The organism is Lysinibacillus cavernae (assembly GCF_009724685.1).
In the GTDB taxonomy this organism is placed as follows: Bacteria; Bacillota; Bacilli; order Bacillales_A; family Planococcaceae; genus Lysinibacillus; species Lysinibacillus cavernae.
The window spans coordinates 420,063-436,004 of record NZ_WMEF01000001.1 but is presented as its reverse complement, the minus strand read 5'-3'; the positions used below and the strand labels follow the sequence as shown (position 1 = coordinate 436,004).

Below are 15,942 nucleotides of genomic sequence, written 5' to 3'. Positions count from 1 at the left end.
GTCATTTAAGTATTTTTGAGGATGAGAAGTTATGGATTTTTGATGCATTTCTATTATAGATCATACAAAAACGAGGCTGATAGCGTAATCAGCCTCGTTTCTATTTATCTAAAACTTCTCGCTTTTTCTTGATACGTATCCCAAATCCCGTCAAAGTTAGCTTTCTCTTCATCTGTCATTTCCATCATTGGCAGACGTACATTGAGTGTGTCAAAGCCTAATTTTGTCATCGCATATTTAATAGGCGACGGATTGGGTTGAGCGAACAGCGCGCGTACTAAGGGTAATAATGCTCGGTGAATTTTGGCTGCTAGCTTATGATTTCCTTCTTCAAACGCTTTAATCATTAATTGCATATCATTGCCTACAACATGGGCAGCTACAGAAATGACGCCTGCCCCGCCAATTGCCATTAGAGGTAATGTTAAACCATCATCACCACTATACACTAAAAAATCATCATCTGGATCAACGTTCTCAATAACATCACCCATCTGATCTAAATTGCCACTCGCTTCTTTAATCCAAGCAATGTTTGGAATCTTGCTTAATGCAACAGAAGTTTCATAGGCAACATTAACACCTGTACGCCCCGGAACATTATAGAGCATAACAGGTAGACTCGTTTGTTTAGCTATGGTTTCAAAGTGGGCAAAAATCCCACGTTGATTTGGCTTATTATAGTATGGAGCTACTAGCATTATGCCATCTGCTCCATTTTCTTCTGCTTTATGGGTCATCGCAATAGAGTATGCCGTTTCATTGTCCCCTGTACCTGCAATAACAGGTACGCGACCTGCTACTTTCTCTACTGTAAAGCGAACGACCTCAATTTTTTCCTCAGTAGACATCGTTGGGTTTTCAGAAGTCGTACCACAAGCAACAATACAATCTGTACCGTTGTCAATCAAATGATTAATAATACGTTCTAATTCTGGATAATTAATCGTGCCATCATCTTTGAACGGCGTAATCATTGCCGTTCCAATTCGACCTAAATTCATCCTTACACCCCTCTTATAGTAAGTTATCCTCAAGCATAGCTTCTGCAATTTGGATAGAGTTTAATGCGGCGCCTTTTAATAAATTGTCAGAAACGATCCATAGGTGGAATCCTTTTTTATTGTCTAAATCTTGACGGATACGTCCTACAAAAGTAGCGTCTTCCCCTTCAGCATAAATAGGCATTGGGTAAGTTTGTGTTGCAATATCATCTTGTAATACCACACCTGGTGCATTGCGTAATACATCAAAAATCTCTTGGATTGACGCTTCTTTCTCTACCTCAATATAAACTGATTCAGAGTGACCTGAAACGACTGGCACACGAACGCAAGTAGCTGCTACGTTTAGCTCTGGTGCATGCATGATTTTTTTCGTCTCATTAATCATTTTCATTTCTTCGTATGTAAATCCATTATCTGTGAATTTATCGATTTGTGGAATGACATTACGAGCGATTGGGTAATGACGTTTATCACTACCAGACGGTAGAATATTTGCTTCTACATCTTTACCTGCTTCCCAGTTTTCGCTTTGTGCCTTTAATTCTTGAATAGCAGAAATACCTGCACCTGAAACTGCTTGATATGTTGAAACGATTACTTTCGTTAAACCAAATGCGTTACGAATTGGTTCAAGGGCAGCCACCATTTGAATTGTAGAGCAGTTTGGATTCGCAATAATCCCGTTATGCTTCGCTAAGTCGCCTCGATTCACTTCTGGTACGACAAGCGGTACCTCTGGATCCATACGGAAATGGCTCGTATTATCAATAACTACTGCACCACGCTTAGCTGCTTCGGGTGCAAGCACAGCTGATACTGACCCACCAGCTGAGAATAAAGCGACATTGACGCCCTCAAAAGCTTCAGGTGTCGCTTCTTCAATTGTATATGTTTGACCATTAAATTCGATTGATTTCCCTGCTGAACGAGCGGATGCTAGAAATTTTATATTTCCAATTGGAAATTTACGTTTAATTAATTGCTCCATCATTTTCGAACCTACTGCTCCTGTTGCTCCAACAACCGCAACTGTTAACTGCTTTGTCATCTGTCATCTCTCCTTGAATACATGTTCCATAATGTGTGCTATTGTATCACAAAAATACTGAAAATTGTGTGTAATCTATGATTTATTTGAAATATTGTATCAACAGCGGTTGTAATTGCATTTTCTGCGTAATTGCTGCATGAACAGTATCCACCATTTGCTCAAAATCAGCAATTAAAGAATTCGGTTTGGAGTGAGGAGCATCTTGACCAAAAGGAATAAAATAAATATTTTTGGCATTTAACAACTTCATGATATTCATACCATTTAAACCAAGTGCATCATTTGTTGAAATACCTAATACTACAGGTGAACCATTACGCAAAGTTGCCTTTGCTGCCATTAAAACAGGGCTGTCTGTTGCAGCATTTGCAAACTTGCTAATGCTATTGCCCGTCATTGGCGCGATGACCATTGCATCTAATGGGTTGGATGGACCAAATGGCTCCGCCTCTTTTATAGAAGTAATAACCTTTTCTCCTGTCAATTCTTCTATTTTTGCAATCCACTCCTCCCCTGTACCAAAGCGGGTAGCTGCATGTAAAACGGAGTGGGTAATAATTGGTATAACTGTTGCCCCAACATCAATAAAATTTTGAATTTTAGGTATGACATCTTCATACGTACAATGGGAAGCTGTAATACCTAGACCAATTCGTTTCCCCGTTAACAATTTTCTTCCTCCTCTATTGCCTTGCACAATATTGTAGCCGCATCATGTGCAAAGTATTTCCCAGGCAATGACGGCAATAGTACATACGTTTGTAATTGCTCAGCATCTATATCTAAACAGCCTGGCTCTGAGGCCAAATCATATAAAACTGCTGGAACATGCTCTATAAATGACTCTGTAATCCATTTAGCTGGAATCGTATTAATAAAAATGCCATCAGTAATAGACCATTGACGATCATCTAAATTCGTTGCTTTATAACCATATGCTTTTGCTTCACTCACTTGTACAACTGAACGTGCAACAATATGAACATTAGCACCCATCTTAACAAGTAAAGAGGCGAGCATTTTGGCGATACGCCCGAAGCCTGCGATCGTAAAATTTTGTCCGTAAATACATTTTTGCTCGAGTCCGTAAAACGTGGCGATAAATCCCTCCGCAGTTAATCGAGCATTTTGCCAAATAAACGATTCTTGCTGCAAATAGCAAATAGATTCATTTTTCTCTAGCAAGTGTTTCCAATGCATCGTCAATCGTCCTGTATAAAATTTAACTTGTGATATGCCATATAGCTGTTCTACTTCTATTTTTAATGGAAGAATGGGTAGGATGATTTTAGTTGGTTGAAATTCTAAAACAAGTTTATTTAACTCCTCGTTCCAAACGGTCGTTCTTTTATAAAACACTGTTCTCGATGGACTTCTTAGCATCGTAGCTAATTCCTTTAATCTTGAGTCCTCACCGATAACAAGCCATTTTTCGTTTTCCAAAAGCTCACCTCACTGTAAATATTCTGACTGTACTGTAGATGTCTTATTAAATAAAATCCGATCTTCACCAATTAAAATAATTTCATGCCAAGGTATCATTTCACTAACTTTCATTTTCTTTTTTTGGAATGGTAATTTATCTTTAACAATCTCAAAACCATGTATTTTTCCTGTTTGCACATCCAATAGGCATTCCGTGTGTGCCAAAATGCCAAAATGTACGCCACCCTCAATTTGAATTAACTCTTTATCCACCATCTCAGATAGTAGCATGCCTCATCTCCCTCCTTGAGCCGTTACCCCAATATATGCAGAGTTTTTGCAAATCGTGTCCCCTACCAAAAGTAGGAATATGTTGCAATGTACCTTCAATCCGTATATAGTGTATATACACAGTTATAAGAGGTGAAGATTTGTGCATATTCATTTAAGTAATGCGAGTAATAAACCAATTTATGAGCAAATCACTATACAGCTCAAAGAGGCAATTCTAGCGAATAAATTGCAAGCAGGTGATGTACTACCATCTATACGAGTTTTAGCAAAGGATTTGAAAATAAGTGTAATGACCACCAAACGTGCCTATGCCGATTTAGAGCGAGATGGCTTCATTGAAACAGTTGCTGGAAAAGGGAGCTTTGTAACCGAACGTAATCAAGACTTTCTACGTGAGGAGCTACTGCGGCAGGTAGAGGAACATTTGCAGAAAGCCGTAAGAACAGCGAAAATAGCTGGGCTTTCGAATGAAGATTTGAAGGAACTAGTATCTTTACTGTTAGAGGAGGACAATTAAGATGAATGCCATTGAGATTCATGATTTACATAAGGTCTTTGAAGGCTTTTCCCTAAAAGATGTAAGTTTTTCAGTACCCCAAGGAACAGTGATGGGCTTTGTCGGAGAAAATGGCGCTGGCAAATCAACAACTATTAAATGCATGCTGAATTTATTGAAAAAAGAATATGGCGAAATATTGCTATTTGGTCAAGATCATGTCGAACACGAACTATCGATAAAAACCGACATTGGTGTGGTTTTTGACGATTTACATGTGCCAGAAACGCTAAATGCGACGCAGCTCGACAAAATTATGAAAAAAGTATTTAAAACGTGGGATACAGGCTATTATTTTGAACGATTAGCTCAATTTAACGTGCCAAAGAGGAAGAAGATAAAGGAACTATCAAGAGGCATGAGGATGAAACTGTCGATTGCATTAGCATTGGCACATCATCCAAAGTTATTAATCTTAGATGAGCCAACAAGTGGGCTGGACCCCATTATTCGGGATGATATTTTGGATTTATTTTTAGAGTTTATGCAGGATGAAACACATAGCATTTTATTTTCTTCTCATATAACAAGTGATTTAGAAAAAATTGCTGATTATATTACGCTTATTCATAATGGGGAAATATTGTTGAGCGAAAGTAAAGATGCACTATTATATGATTATGGTATTTTCAAAGGTAACAGCGAGGAAGTAAACGAATTGCCTGAGCATGCTATTCTGAGAAAACGTCATGGGGCATTTGGAGTTGAAGCTTTAGTGCTTAAAAATGAAGTAAACGAGGCTTTCAGGCTTGAAAAACCTTCTATAGAAGATATTATGCTATTTTATGTGAAAGGTAGTGTTTGAAAATGGTAGGTCTTATCGTAAAGGATTTAATGACGATTCAACGTCAAATGAAGGCACAGGCATTTGTTGTTCTATTTCTTCTTGCGATGGCGATATTTATGCAGCAAAGCGCAATGCTTCTTGCTGTTATTGTATTTATCGTAACCATTCAGGCTATAACTGCCCTTGCTTACGATGAACAAAGCAGCTGGGATAAGTATGCTAATACCTTACCAATTAGTAAAGGCGATATTATTCTAAGTAAATATATACTTAGTGTTTTACTAATGATAATTGGCCTTATTGTTGCACTACCTATTATCTTTTTTATCAATCTTTTTACCAATCACGGAGATACTACAGAATTTTTCCTAACGTTTAATCTCATTGTGGCATTTGCGCTTTCATTGTTAGCCATTTTATTACCTATCTATATTAAATTCGGCTCCATCAAAGGCAGAATAGTCCTTATTGCACTTTGTTTTATTCCAGGCTTTTTATTTGGAATGTTTAACGAATACATACCCGATATGGCCGTCACATTTTTAAATTTAAAACCATTTATCTATGTAGCACCTTTTGCTGGGCTTTTAATGCTCTGGCTATCCTCGTTAATTTCTACAGTCATTTATAAGAGGAAAGAGTTCTAGGAGGGTTAAAATGCGCGCACTACTGTTACAAAGAATTGTCGTACAAAAATGGTCTATCCTTTTTTCAATGACTATTTGCACACTCTTAAATTTTGTTCACTTACCCTTTGCGGATAGTCCTTCAATCGGATTATTTGTTGTCGTTATTGCTGCCACTCTCGTTGAAAATTTAAATAGAGGGGATCGTCAAGTAAAATGGGAAATTTACGTAAACAGCCTACCTCTATCGAAGAAAATTCAATTGCAGTCCGATTTCCTATTTTGTTATGGCCTTATTACAATGCTCTTCATTTTAATTGCGCCACTGTATTTTTCACAACCTGAAGCGGCAGAAAACTTTTTAGAGCATTTTGCCATGTATTTTGCATTTATTAGCAGCGCTTCTTTTCTCATCTGTAGTCAATTTTATATTCAACAGCTTGATGAGACGGAGCGAATGCACACTTTACGAATGCTTACGGCTACAATACTTATCATTCTCACTAATTTTGTTGTGCATTACTACTTATCACTAGTATCAGGCTATTTATTCATCTTAGTGATCCCGACACTTGTTAGTATCTTCATCAGTTTTGTTGTTTTCCATAAATGTCTTCATTTATATATGACGCGAGAAATTTGCTAATCACCCATCAAAAAAATAGGCTGCCTATCGGCAACCTATTTTTCATAATGTTGAAAAACAAAACTATCCATAGCATTTTTGTGAAAGGTGAAAATGGATTTCCGTTGCAGGCTACTTGCTTTCCTGTGGGCGAGCGCCGAGCCGCTTCCTCCGCTACCGCTCTGTGCAGGGGCTCGCCAGCCTCGCTATCCCACGGGAGTCAAGTAGCCTTCCACTCCAACCCATAAAAATGTTTCTTTTTAGCAAAGGTTTTCAAATAAAGGGAAGGTATTCACTACTCATTTTATGGAGAGGTGTTGTCACTCATCCCTTCTCACCATTGAAAATAAGAGCCTATCCTTTCTCTAATCATACAAATAATGGGCTATTTTGATCGCTACGGCTAGTATAAAAGACAGGAAAAGACACTTTTGCCACATGGTGACTGGAGTGGAGCCAGCGTCACTCCTAGGGGATTTAGCGTCACTCCTAGGGGATTTAGCGTCACAGCTGAGACCCTGGAGCGAACGGAGTGAGTGAAGCGGCTCATCGGACGCCCCCTGGAAAGGACGCTGGCGGAACCGAAATCACCTCCTCACATTGCCAAAGGTTCTTTTTCTGCTAGTGACATCATCTTTTTCAACAACATCAAAAAATAGGTTGCCTATTGGCAACCTATTTTTTATCAATCACGACATGAATTAATGTGTCATTGGCAATATCAATCGTAAAAGCTTTACCAAATCCAACAACATAGCGACCTTCTAGTGGTGTTAACTCAAATAAAGAGAAATCGAGTGATCGTAACATTTCCATCATTTTGGCATTAAATAGTTGATCGAAGGCTGCAAATATCTCCTCATAGCCTTCATTTCCTAAATTTTCAGCCCGACATTGCCAGCGAGCTCGCTCCGTGGCAAATGGATTGGCTGTCACAGCTTCATCGGCTACACAAATTAAATCCACCGCTTCTGATTGCTCCATCAGTTGGTAATGCTCGGCAATACGGCTAATGTAAATATAAAACTTTCCGTTCAGTCGTATAAATGGTGTAGTGCTACTAAAGGGCTTGCCTTCTCCATCTACGAAACTGAGCACACAGTTTTTTTTACTTTGTATAAATGCTTCATAATCCCGTTTTACTTGTTCAATATCAATTGCTTTTGGCATACTATTTCCTCCTATACCTTGACAGTATTTTTTAATTGAATCCGTGGAGAGTCATCCCACGATACATATTGAATTTCAGCTTCCATACGATATATTTGCTGAATCATCTGTTCAGTCATGACTTCGTCGGGTGTTCCCATTTGTGCTCGGTTACCTTCCTTTACAACCACGATTTTATCGCTATAGCTAGAGGCTTGGTTCAAATCATGAAGCACCATCACCACTGTCATACCCATCTCACGATTAAGCTCTCGCACTAATTCTAGCACTTCATGCTGATGAGCAATATCCAAAAAGGTCGTAGGCTCATCCAATAATAGCACTTGGGGCCGTTGTGCTAAAGCCATGGCAATCCATGCACGTTGTGCCTCCCCGCCAGATAAAGCGGCAATTGGCTTTTCTTTATAATGTGAGAGATAGGTTTTTTCTAATGCCCAATCAATAATAGCCTCATCTTCTACATTGAGGCGCTCAAACCACTTTTTATGTGGATAACGACCATAGGCGACTAAATTTTTGACAGATATATCGGTTGGTGCTTGGTTTTGTTGACTAAGCATACACATTTTGCGTGCGATTTCCTTTGAGGATAAGCGACGCATATTTTCTCCCTCAAACAGGATATTTCCAGTACTATACGGCTGCATTCGTGCAATGGCCTTTAATATCGTCGATTTTCCAGAACCATTTGGTCCAATAATAGAAAGAATCTCCCCTTTTTTGACTTCAAATGAAAAATTATGGACAACTTCCTTTTGTTCATAACTGATGGATAGCTGTTCAATTTTTAACATTAAAACGCCCTCTTTCTCATTAGGTATAAGAAGTAAGGTCCACCGATGACAGCCATTAATATACCTGCTGGAATATCAAGTGGTGCAAATAATGTCCGCCCACCCGTATCAGCAATCAATAAAACAATCGCCCCCATGGCCATACTCATCGGTAACATGTACTTATAATCAGAGCCAACTAGTAACCTAGCCATATGTGGAACGATTAATCCGACAAAGCTAATCATACCAACCGCAGCAACTGAAATCGCTGCTAGAAAGACAGCTAAAATAGATAACATAATACGAATACGGGTCACACTTTCACCTAAGTTAGTTGCGACCTGATCGCCTAAACGAATAATATTGGCTTTGCGAATGGCAAAAATGGCTAGAATCCAGCCGATAATAGCATACACATAAATCATATGCAGGGATGCATTGCCTTTTGCAGCGAGACTACCATTCATCCATTGCACAGCTGATGGTAAACGGTCACTATAAAGTATCGATAAAAATCCAATGACCCCACCACACAACGCATTTACGGCAACCCCCGATAAAATAATGGTGATGGGTGTTATGCCTGTACGTCTCCACGCAAGGGCATACACAATTGCGGCTGCAATTAAACCACCAACGAAGGCTGCAAGAGGAATTAAGTGTGTTAGCTCTGGATTTGCTAAAAGAATGAGTAACACAAAGGCAGCTGCACCACTTGTTACCCCTGTTAATCCTGGATCGGCTAATGGATTGCCCATTACTGCCTGCAATAAGGCACCAGAAATTGCTATACTTGCGCCAATGATTAATGCTAGCAATACGCGTGGTAGGCGGATATCCCATATGATGGTTGTGTAAACGCCTTCTTTATCACGTCCATTGATGAGAGTGGATAAAATATCGGGTATGGAAATATGAACACTACCTAACCCAATTGCTATTATTGCAGCTAATATGGTTACCACGAAGGTCGTGATAATAATCATGCGACTTCTTGCTGTATGAATCATACCTCTACCTCACAAACTTATTTATAGAAATAATCTGCAATCGTTGTTAGTGCAGTCTCAGCATTTGTAATAGATGTAACCCCGAATGTACTGTAATCAAGCATATAAATTTTGTCATTTTTATAGGCTGATAATTGTTGCCAAGCACTATTTTTTTCAATTTCTTGTTTGAATTTATCTTCATTTGCCCCGTGATCACCTGATGCCAATACAAAAACAATATCTGGATCAGCTACCACAATATCTTCTAGGTTCATAGGTGAATAGGTTGACTCTGCTTTTAATACTGATTTTGCGATATTGTCTGCCCCTAATCGTTCAACTAAACTTCCCAAGTAGGATTTGTCGTTCATCACCATAAATGAATCAGATGTGCCAATCACTAGCATGACAGATGGCAATTCTTTTCCTTGAGCTTTCTCTTCTAGTTCTTTTTCTTTTGCTACAAGATTTTGTAGGATCTCATTCATTTTTTCTTCTTTACCAAAGTATGAACCTAGCACTTTAAAGCTTAATTTTAAGTCATCATATGAATCAGTTGGTAAATAAGCTGTCGGTAAATCCATACCCTGAAGTGCTTGGTCAAGCGAGCTTTGTAATGAAGATGCCCCAAGTATTAGGTCTGTTTGTAAGCTCGATATTACCTCTAAATCTGGTGACATTGGAGAACCGATTTTTGTAATTGAATCAAAGTCTGCTGGTATAGGATTTGTAGACGTAGGTACTCCAACTGGTGTAATCCCAAGAAGATGTAACATTTCTGTTAAAGGAACGGATGTTGTTACAATTTTTTCTGGCACTGTCGGCGGTAAGCTAGCTAATGCTTTTTGAAACGCTTCTTCATCTACCCCATCTTGGAATGCATCTTTTTGTACATCAGCTGTATCTGCTGTTTCTTGTTGTGTTGTTGCTTCTTCCTTTATTTCTTTGTTAGCACTTTTCTCTTCCTGTTCTGCACATCCAACTAGTGCTAGTGATAATGTCAGGGTACTGACAGCAAGCCATTTTTTCATAAGATTAATATCCTCCAATTTAATTGCGAATGATTTTCAATATCATTTATACTATCAAAGTTAATTGAGAATATCAATGCTTAATTGATAAGAAAATAAACATTAAAAAAGGAGAACTTTGAAAATATTCAAAGTTCTCCTTTTAATATAATGAATAAATTGTTATAACTTAGATAAAAATTATCTTTTTATACTATTTTATTCGCTTGGGCCAATTATCGAAATGGCTGGCTCTGCCTTTAATATTTTTGCAATCAGTCGATCTACTGACTCCATTGAGACAGCGTCTATAGAAGCTAACACCTCGTCTACACTTCGGTGTCTACGATGGACAATTTCACTCGTTCCATTACGATTCATACGTGCACCAGTCCCTTCTAAACCAAGGACAAAGCTACCTTTAAGCTGCTCTTTTGCATTATCAAGCTCTTCCTCTGTAACACCACCAGCTACAATATCTAGCAAAGTAGCATCAATAGTATGTTGGAGCTGTGCTAACTGCTGACGGCTGGTACTACCATAAATCGTAAACGCTCCCACATCCGCATAACAGGATTGGTAGGAAAAAATTGAATAAGCTAACCCTCGCTCTTCACGTACCTCCTGGAACAAACGAGAGCTCATATTGCCTCCTATAATATTATTGAGTGCAATGAAGCTATACATATCTGGATCTTTAACGCCAATTGCTGGATAAGAAATAGCTAAATGTGCCTGCTCTGTATCACGTATTTTCGTAATCTCCCCTGGATAAAATTGTGGATTTGTCAGCACAGGAGCAACTGCGATTGAAGAGGGCTTGTATTGTCCAAATAAATGTTCAATCGTTTGTACAAGCTGTGGTGAAATATTGCCTGCAATAGAGATAACAACAGACTCTGGACCATAATGTTTGGCCATATAATGTCGTATAGCCTCTGCTGTAAAGCTCTTCAAAGTAGCAGCTGTCCCTAATATCGGACGGCCAATTGCATCATTCGGATACATGACACTCCACAGCTTTTCATGAACATCATCATCAGGAGCATCTTCACTCATTAATATTTCCTCTAATACCACTTGTCGTTCTTTTTCTAATTCTTCTTCAGCAAACGTAGAATTAAAAAACATATCAGCTAGTATTGTGACAGCAAGCTCTGCATGATGATCCAATACTTTAGCGTAGTAACATGTATTTTCTTTGGAAGTGAAGGCATTTAACTCTCCTCCAATCCGATCAAATTCTTCTGCAATTTGACGAGCTGAACGAGTTGTTGTTCCTTTAAACAACATATGTTCAATAAAATGTGTAATGCCATTTTCTTCAGATAGCTCGTAGCGAGAACCTGCATTGACAAAAATACCTAAAGCAACAGATCTTACATGGTCAATTTGCTCTGACACGATACGAACACCATTCTGACATGTATGTACTTGAACCAAAAAATCTCCCCCAATTGTATAAATCTCTAGTATTATTTTGTACTTAAAAAGGCTGCGCTTTATACGCAGCCTTTTGACTATTATTATTTCTCTTGTTCAGCGCGTTCTTTTTCCTCTTGTATCACTACTTTACGAGATAAATTCACACGACCTTGTTTGTCGATTTCAATCACTTTTACAAGTAATTGATCACCAAGTTTTAAGACGTCCTCCACTTGCTTTGTACGTTCCTCTTGAATTTCAGAAATGTGAAGTAATCCATCTTTACCTGGGAAGATCTCACAAAACGCACCGAATTTTTCAATACGCTTCACTGTTGATAAGTAGTATTCCCCTACTTTCGCTTCACGTACGATGTCTTCAATAATTTGTTTTGCACGCGCATTCATTGCTTCATCAGCAGAAGAAATATAGATTGTACCATCTTGCTCCGTATCAATCTTAACGCCTGTTTCTTCAATAATTTTGTTAATTTGTTTTCCACCAGGTCCAATAACATCGCGAATTTTATCAGGATTAATTTTCACAATGACAATTTTTGGTGCAAATTCAGATAACTTTTCACGAGGTTCAGAAAGAGTAGCAAGCATTGATTCTAGAATATGCATACGACCAACTTTAGCTTGTGTCAGTGCTTCTTCTAAAATGTTGCGAGATAAACCATCGATTTTAATGTCCATTTGTAGAGCTGTTACACCCTTAGCTGTACCAGCAACTTTAAAGTCCATATCGCCTAGATGGTCTTCCATTCCTTGAATATCCGTTAAAATTGAATAGTGCTCATCTTTTTTAATAAGACCCATAGCAATACCTGCTACTGGTGCTTTTAATGGTACACCTGCATCCATCATGGCTAATGTTGATGCACAGATAGAAGCTTGGGAAGTTGAGCCATTTGATTCAAGTACTTCAGATACACAACGTATTGTATATGGGAAAGTTGATTCATCTGGAATAACCGCCTCAAGTGCACGCTCACCTAAAGCACCATGACCAATTTCACGGCGGCCTGGTCCACGAATTGGACCTGTTTCTCCTACAGAGAATTGTGGGAAATTATAATGGTGCATGAAGCGTTTTGACTCTTCTACACCTAAACCATCGATAATTTGCACGTCACCAAGTGCGCCTAGTGTACAAATAGATAGTGCTTGTGTTTGTCCACGTGTAAATAGACCTGAACCATGTGTACGTTGTAATAAGCCTGTTTCAGAAGAAAGAGGTCGAATCTCGTCTAGTTTACGACCATCTGGACGAATCTTATCTTCTGTAATTTGACGACGTACTTCATCTTTTACCATTTTATCAAGAATTGTATAAACTTGTTTCATTGTTTCTTCATCTGCTTCTTGCTCTTCATAGGAAGCGATAATACGGTCTTTTACAGCTTTAATTGCCTCATCACGTGCATGTTTCTCCGCAGTTTGAATAGCGTCATGCATATCCGTCTCACAAGCTGCTTTTATGTCGGCTTGAATCGCTTCATTAATTTCAAATAGTGTCACAGGTAACTTTTCTTTTCCTACCTCTGCCACAATTTGCTCTTGGAAAGCAATAATTTTTTGAATTTCTTCATGACCGAACATAATTGCCTCTAGCATGATTTCTTCAGGCACTTCAAGTGCACCTGCTTCTACCATGTTGATAGCATCTTTGTTCCCTGCTACAGATAAATGGACTGTTGAGTGTTTCGATTGTTCCACTGTTGGGTTTACAATGAACTCTCCATCAATGTAACCAACTTGTACACCTGCTATTGGCCCACCAAATGGAATATCAGAAATAGCTAACGCTAATGATGATCCAACCATTGCTGCCATTTCAGACGTACAGTCAGGATCATTTGACATAACCATTGAAATTGCCTGAACCTCGTTACGGAAACCATCTGGGAACATCGGACGAATTGGACGGTCAATTAAACGGCTTGCCAAAATCGCTTTTTCAGATGGACGCCCTTCACGCTTAATAAAGCCGCCAGGAATTTTACCTGCAGCATATAGACGTTCTTCATAGTTTACTGTTAATGGGAAAAAATCAAGTGGTTTCGGTGATTTTGACATTGTTGCTGTAGATAGTACAGAAGTATCGCCATAGCGTACTAATACGGCTCCATTTGCTTGTTTTGCTAACTGACCAACTTCGATTACAAGTGGACGGCCAGCCCATTCATAGGAATAGACTTTCTTTTCGTTCATTCAATGAACCCCTCTCTATTATAAAAACACTTACTTCGTCTGTATGTACTAATTGTAAGTGTACCAAAAATGCTTGTTCTATGCTAAAAAATATTTCATGAAATAATCATACATTTAAATTCAGTTATTGCCAATTTATTTAAGATTTATTTCTATATTTTTTGAAAAAGCATTTTTATACTTTTGTTATATGAATTTTTAATGGATTCCTTCTTGAAGAAAGTAATTATTTACAAGATGCTGGCAACATAATAAATTCATTATAACATGGTGCTCATCATACAACATCCTATCAGTATAAAGAAAGTAAGTTCTCTAGTAAAGCTTAAACGTAAAATGTTAGAAATCATATTTAGATCTCAGTAAAAATACATGTAACGATTTTCCTATGTCTTTTAGATTTGGTTGCGAAATGTGTTTAGAATATAGCATTCTTTCAATGTATAGAAAATTGCTTTTGACAATTGTTCATAGTTGTGCAAAAAAGTGATAGCTAATTAACGCCATTTTTTATTCCCAAGAAAAAAGACCGTAGACAAACTAAAGTTTGTCTACAGTCTAATACAGGGATACTCCCGCTTTTAATTAGCGACGTAAGCCTAAACGGTTGATTAGTTCACGGTAACGTTGTACGTCTGTTTCACGAAGATATTTTAATAAGTGACGACGACGACCTACCATTTTAAGAAGACCACGCTCAGAGTGGAAATCTTTTTTGTGTGTACGTAAGTGAGCATTTAGAGCGTTAATTTCTGCTGTTAATACTGCAACTTGTACTTCTGGTGAACCAGTGTCACTTTCGTGAGTACGGTACTCAGCGATAATTTCGTTTTTACGTTCTTTTGTAATAGCCATTTGTATGGACCTCCTAAATTATAATTAATCCCCATTAGCACAGTAAACGTTGGAGTCATCGATATACCGAGCTAAGGTTAAGCATTATGCACTTATGAATATTACCATAAATCAATTGGTCAAGCAAGTAAAAACGTGACTTGACTGATGTAACATGCTTAAAGTTACTACGACTGAAGATTGTTAAAGTATTGAATCGCTTCTTGTTTATCCTTTTCAATTTGTGTCTTTAAAGCTTCAATACCATCGAATTTTCGTTCACTTCGTATTCGTTTATACCATGCTACATGTACTTCTTCACCATAAATATTTTTATCAAAGTTTAAAATATGGACTTCAATAGATAATTGTTTATCATTTGGATCTTTAAAAGTTGGTTTGTAACCTACATTGCAAACACCGTCATACCAGTTATTTTGCACTAGCAGCCGTACAGCATACACACCACTTGCTGGGATAAAAGTGCCTTCTAAAGCTTGGACATTCGCTGTAGGGAAGCCAATAGTACGGCCACGTTTATCACCATGTACAACAATCCCAGTGATTTCAAATGGTCTTCCTAATAGCATTGTTGCTTCTTCCATATCGCCCTCTTGTAATAGCTTACGAATACGGGTAGAGCTGATTTTCTCAACATCGTCTGTTTTCTTTTCAACAACTGTAACACCATAATCGCCATTACTTAATGCATGCATATCTTCCATTGTTCCTTTACCAAATGCTCCAAATGAATAATCAAAGCCAGCTGTAACATGTTGAATATTTAATCCACGAATAAATGTATCAATAAACGCTGCTGGTGAAAGCTTTGCAAAATCAGATGTGAAATGGACGACAAATACTTTATCTACACCCTGTTCTTCAAAAAGCTGTAATTTCTGTTGTAAGAGCGTAATATAAAAAACCTTTTCGTTACGTCCACCAAGGACTAATGAAGGATGTGGATCGAATGTCATCACCGCAGTTGGGATTTGCCGTTTGTCTCCCTCTTCCTTAGCTGCATTAATAACTGCTTGATGCCCTCTATGTACACCATCGAAAAAGCCAAGAGCTAATGAATACGGCTGTATGCTTTCTCGTTGCTGTAATTGATGTGGGTATTTTAAATGAATGACCTCCATTGAAAA

17 protein-coding genes are annotated in these 15,942 nt (G+C 38.2%); 4 read left to right on the top strand and 13 right to left on the bottom strand.

Annotated elements, in window-relative coordinates:
- Positions 1-104: 104 nt before the first annotated feature.
- The 5 genes from dapA to GJU32_RS02110 all read right to left on the bottom strand — a co-directional run bounded on the left by dapA (position 105) and on the right by GJU32_RS02110 (position 3,774).
- A complete protein-coding gene (gene dapA / locus GJU32_RS02130) occupies positions 105-1,004 on the bottom strand; it encodes a 4-hydroxy-tetrahydrodipicolinate synthase (RefSeq protein WP_155590292.1) in 900 nt (299 codons plus the stop codon).
- A 13-nt stretch (positions 1,005-1,017) separates the two neighbouring features.
- The gene (locus GJU32_RS02125; RefSeq protein ID WP_155590291.1) at positions 1,018-2,055 is read right to left on the bottom strand and encodes an aspartate-semialdehyde dehydrogenase; all 1,038 of its coding nucleotides are present in this window, start codon (positions 2,053-2,055) and stop codon (positions 1,018-1,020) included.
- A gap of 82 nt (positions 2,056-2,137) precedes the next feature.
- Positions 2,138-2,728 (bottom strand): dipicolinate synthase subunit B, encoded by a 591-nt coding sequence (locus tag GJU32_RS02120; protein ID WP_155590290.1) that lies wholly within the window; start codon positions 2,726-2,728, stop codon positions 2,138-2,140.
- Positions 2,722-3,501, bottom strand: a complete 780-nt coding sequence (locus GJU32_RS02115; protein WP_155590289.1) for an NAD(P)-dependent oxidoreductase — start codon at positions 3,499-3,501, stop codon at positions 2,722-2,724. Before GJU32_RS02115 ends, GJU32_RS02120 begins: the two co-directional genes overlap by 7 nt.
- Before the next feature lie 9 nt (positions 3,502-3,510).
- Positions 3,511-3,774: a YlmC/YmxH family sporulation protein gene (locus GJU32_RS02110; RefSeq protein WP_004224966.1), complete on the bottom strand. Its 264-nt coding sequence runs from the start codon at positions 3,772-3,774 to the stop codon at positions 3,511-3,513.
- Between the two features lie 142 nt (positions 3,775-3,916).
- Here GJU32_RS02110 and GJU32_RS02105 point away from each other — a divergent pair, with 142 nt between their 5' ends.
- The 4 genes from GJU32_RS02105 to GJU32_RS02090 are packed head-to-tail and all read left to right on the top strand — an operon-like array spanning position 3,917 to position 6,392.
- On the top strand, positions 3,917-4,294 hold the full coding sequence (locus tag GJU32_RS02105) for a GntR family transcriptional regulator (protein ID WP_155590288.1): 378 nt from the start codon (positions 3,917-3,919) through the stop codon (positions 4,292-4,294).
- A 1-nt stretch (position 4,295) separates the two neighbouring features.
- Positions 4,296-5,138: an ABC transporter ATP-binding protein gene (locus GJU32_RS02100; protein ID WP_155590287.1), complete on the top strand. Its 843-nt coding sequence runs from the start codon at positions 4,296-4,298 to the stop codon at positions 5,136-5,138.
- Positions 5,139-5,140: 2 nt separating this feature from the next.
- Positions 5,141-5,767, top strand: a complete 627-nt coding sequence (locus GJU32_RS02095; protein ID WP_155590286.1) for an ABC-2 transporter permease — start codon at positions 5,141-5,143, stop codon at positions 5,765-5,767.
- Between the two features lie 10 nt (positions 5,768-5,777).
- Entirely contained in the window at positions 5,778-6,392 is a 615-nt protein-coding gene (locus tag GJU32_RS02090) for an ABC-2 transporter permease (RefSeq protein ID WP_155590285.1), read from the top strand.
- Positions 6,393-7,046: 654 nt separating this feature from the next.
- Here the strand turns inward: GJU32_RS02090 and GJU32_RS02085 are convergent.
- The 8 genes from GJU32_RS02085 to ribF all read right to left on the bottom strand — a co-directional run bounded on the left by GJU32_RS02085 (position 7,047) and on the right by ribF (position 15,936).
- The gene (locus GJU32_RS02085) at positions 7,047-7,541 is read right to left on the bottom strand and encodes a HugZ family pyridoxamine 5'-phosphate oxidase (protein WP_155590284.1); all 495 of its coding nucleotides are present in this window, start codon (positions 7,539-7,541) and stop codon (positions 7,047-7,049) included.
- Between the two features lie 11 nt (positions 7,542-7,552).
- Entirely contained in the window at positions 7,553-8,335 is a 783-nt protein-coding gene (locus tag GJU32_RS02080) for an ABC transporter ATP-binding protein (RefSeq protein WP_155590283.1), read from the bottom strand.
- Positions 8,335-9,327 (bottom strand): FecCD family ABC transporter permease, encoded by a 993-nt coding sequence (locus GJU32_RS02075; protein WP_155590282.1) that lies wholly within the window; start codon positions 9,325-9,327, stop codon positions 8,335-8,337. The genes GJU32_RS02080 and GJU32_RS02075 overlap by 1 nt, the downstream gene beginning before the upstream one ends.
- Positions 9,328-9,344: 17 nt before the next feature.
- Positions 9,345-10,340, bottom strand: a complete 996-nt coding sequence (locus GJU32_RS02070) for an ABC transporter substrate-binding protein (protein ID WP_155590281.1) — start codon at positions 10,338-10,340, stop codon at positions 9,345-9,347.
- 198 nt (positions 10,341-10,538) lie between these two features.
- On the bottom strand, positions 10,539-11,762 hold the full coding sequence (locus GJU32_RS02065; protein WP_155590280.1) for a M16 family metallopeptidase: 1,224 nt from the start codon (positions 11,760-11,762) through the stop codon (positions 10,539-10,541).
- 83 nt (positions 11,763-11,845) lie between these two features.
- The gene (gene pnp / locus GJU32_RS02060; protein WP_155590279.1) at positions 11,846-13,960 is read right to left on the bottom strand and encodes a polyribonucleotide nucleotidyltransferase; all 2,115 of its coding nucleotides are present in this window, start codon (positions 13,958-13,960) and stop codon (positions 11,846-11,848) included.
- A 585-nt stretch (positions 13,961-14,545) separates the two neighbouring features.
- Positions 14,546-14,815, bottom strand: a complete 270-nt coding sequence (rpsO, locus tag GJU32_RS02055; protein ID WP_054610354.1) for a 30S ribosomal protein S15 — start codon at positions 14,813-14,815, stop codon at positions 14,546-14,548.
- A 167-nt stretch (positions 14,816-14,982) separates the two neighbouring features.
- The gene (gene ribF / locus GJU32_RS02050) at positions 14,983-15,936 is read right to left on the bottom strand and encodes a riboflavin biosynthesis protein RibF (RefSeq protein ID WP_155590278.1); all 954 of its coding nucleotides are present in this window, start codon (positions 15,934-15,936) and stop codon (positions 14,983-14,985) included.
- Between the last annotated feature and the right edge of the window lie 6 nt (positions 15,937-15,942).

Excerpts from the sequence above, each read along its gene's own strand:
- dapA (WP_155590292.1), bottom strand. The coding sequence starts at position 1,004 with ATGAATTTAGGTCGAATTGGAACGGCAATGATTACGCCGTTCAAAGAT.
- GJU32_RS02125 (WP_155590291.1), bottom strand. The coding sequence starts at position 2,055 with ATGACAAAGCAGTTAACAGTTGCGGTTGTTGGAGCAACAGGAGCAGTA.
- GJU32_RS02110 (WP_004224966.1), bottom strand. The coding sequence starts at position 3,774 with ATGCTACTATCTGAGATGGTGGATAAAGAGTTAATTCAAATTGAGGGT.
- GJU32_RS02100 (WP_155590287.1), top strand. The coding sequence starts at position 4,296 with ATGAATGCCATTGAGATTCATGATTTACATAAGGTCTTTGAAGGCTTT.
- GJU32_RS02095 (WP_155590286.1), top strand. The coding sequence starts at position 5,141 with ATGGTAGGTCTTATCGTAAAGGATTTAATGACGATTCAACGTCAAATG.
- GJU32_RS02090 (WP_155590285.1), top strand. The coding sequence starts at position 5,778 with ATGCGCGCACTACTGTTACAAAGAATTGTCGTACAAAAATGGTCTATC.
- GJU32_RS02085 (WP_155590284.1), bottom strand. The coding sequence starts at position 7,541 with ATGCCAAAAGCAATTGATATTGAACAAGTAAAACGGGATTATGAAGCA.
- GJU32_RS02080 (WP_155590283.1), bottom strand. The coding sequence starts at position 8,335 with ATGTTAAAAATTGAACAGCTATCCATCAGTTATGAACAAAAGGAAGTT.
- GJU32_RS02075 (WP_155590282.1), bottom strand. The coding sequence starts at position 9,327 with ATGATTCATACAGCAAGAAGTCGCATGATTATTATCACGACCTTCGTG.
- GJU32_RS02070 (WP_155590281.1), bottom strand. The coding sequence starts at position 10,340 with ATGAAAAAATGGCTTGCTGTCAGTACCCTGACATTATCACTAGCACTA.
- pnp (WP_155590279.1), bottom strand. The coding sequence starts at position 13,960 with ATGAACGAAAAGAAAGTCTATTCCTATGAATGGGCTGGCCGTCCACTT.
- rpsO (WP_054610354.1), bottom strand. The coding sequence starts at position 14,815 with ATGGCTATTACAAAAGAACGTAAAAACGAAATTATCGCTGAGTACCGT.
- ribF (WP_155590278.1), bottom strand. The coding sequence starts at position 15,936 with ATGGAGGTCATTCATTTAAAATACCCACATCAATTACAGCAACGAGAA.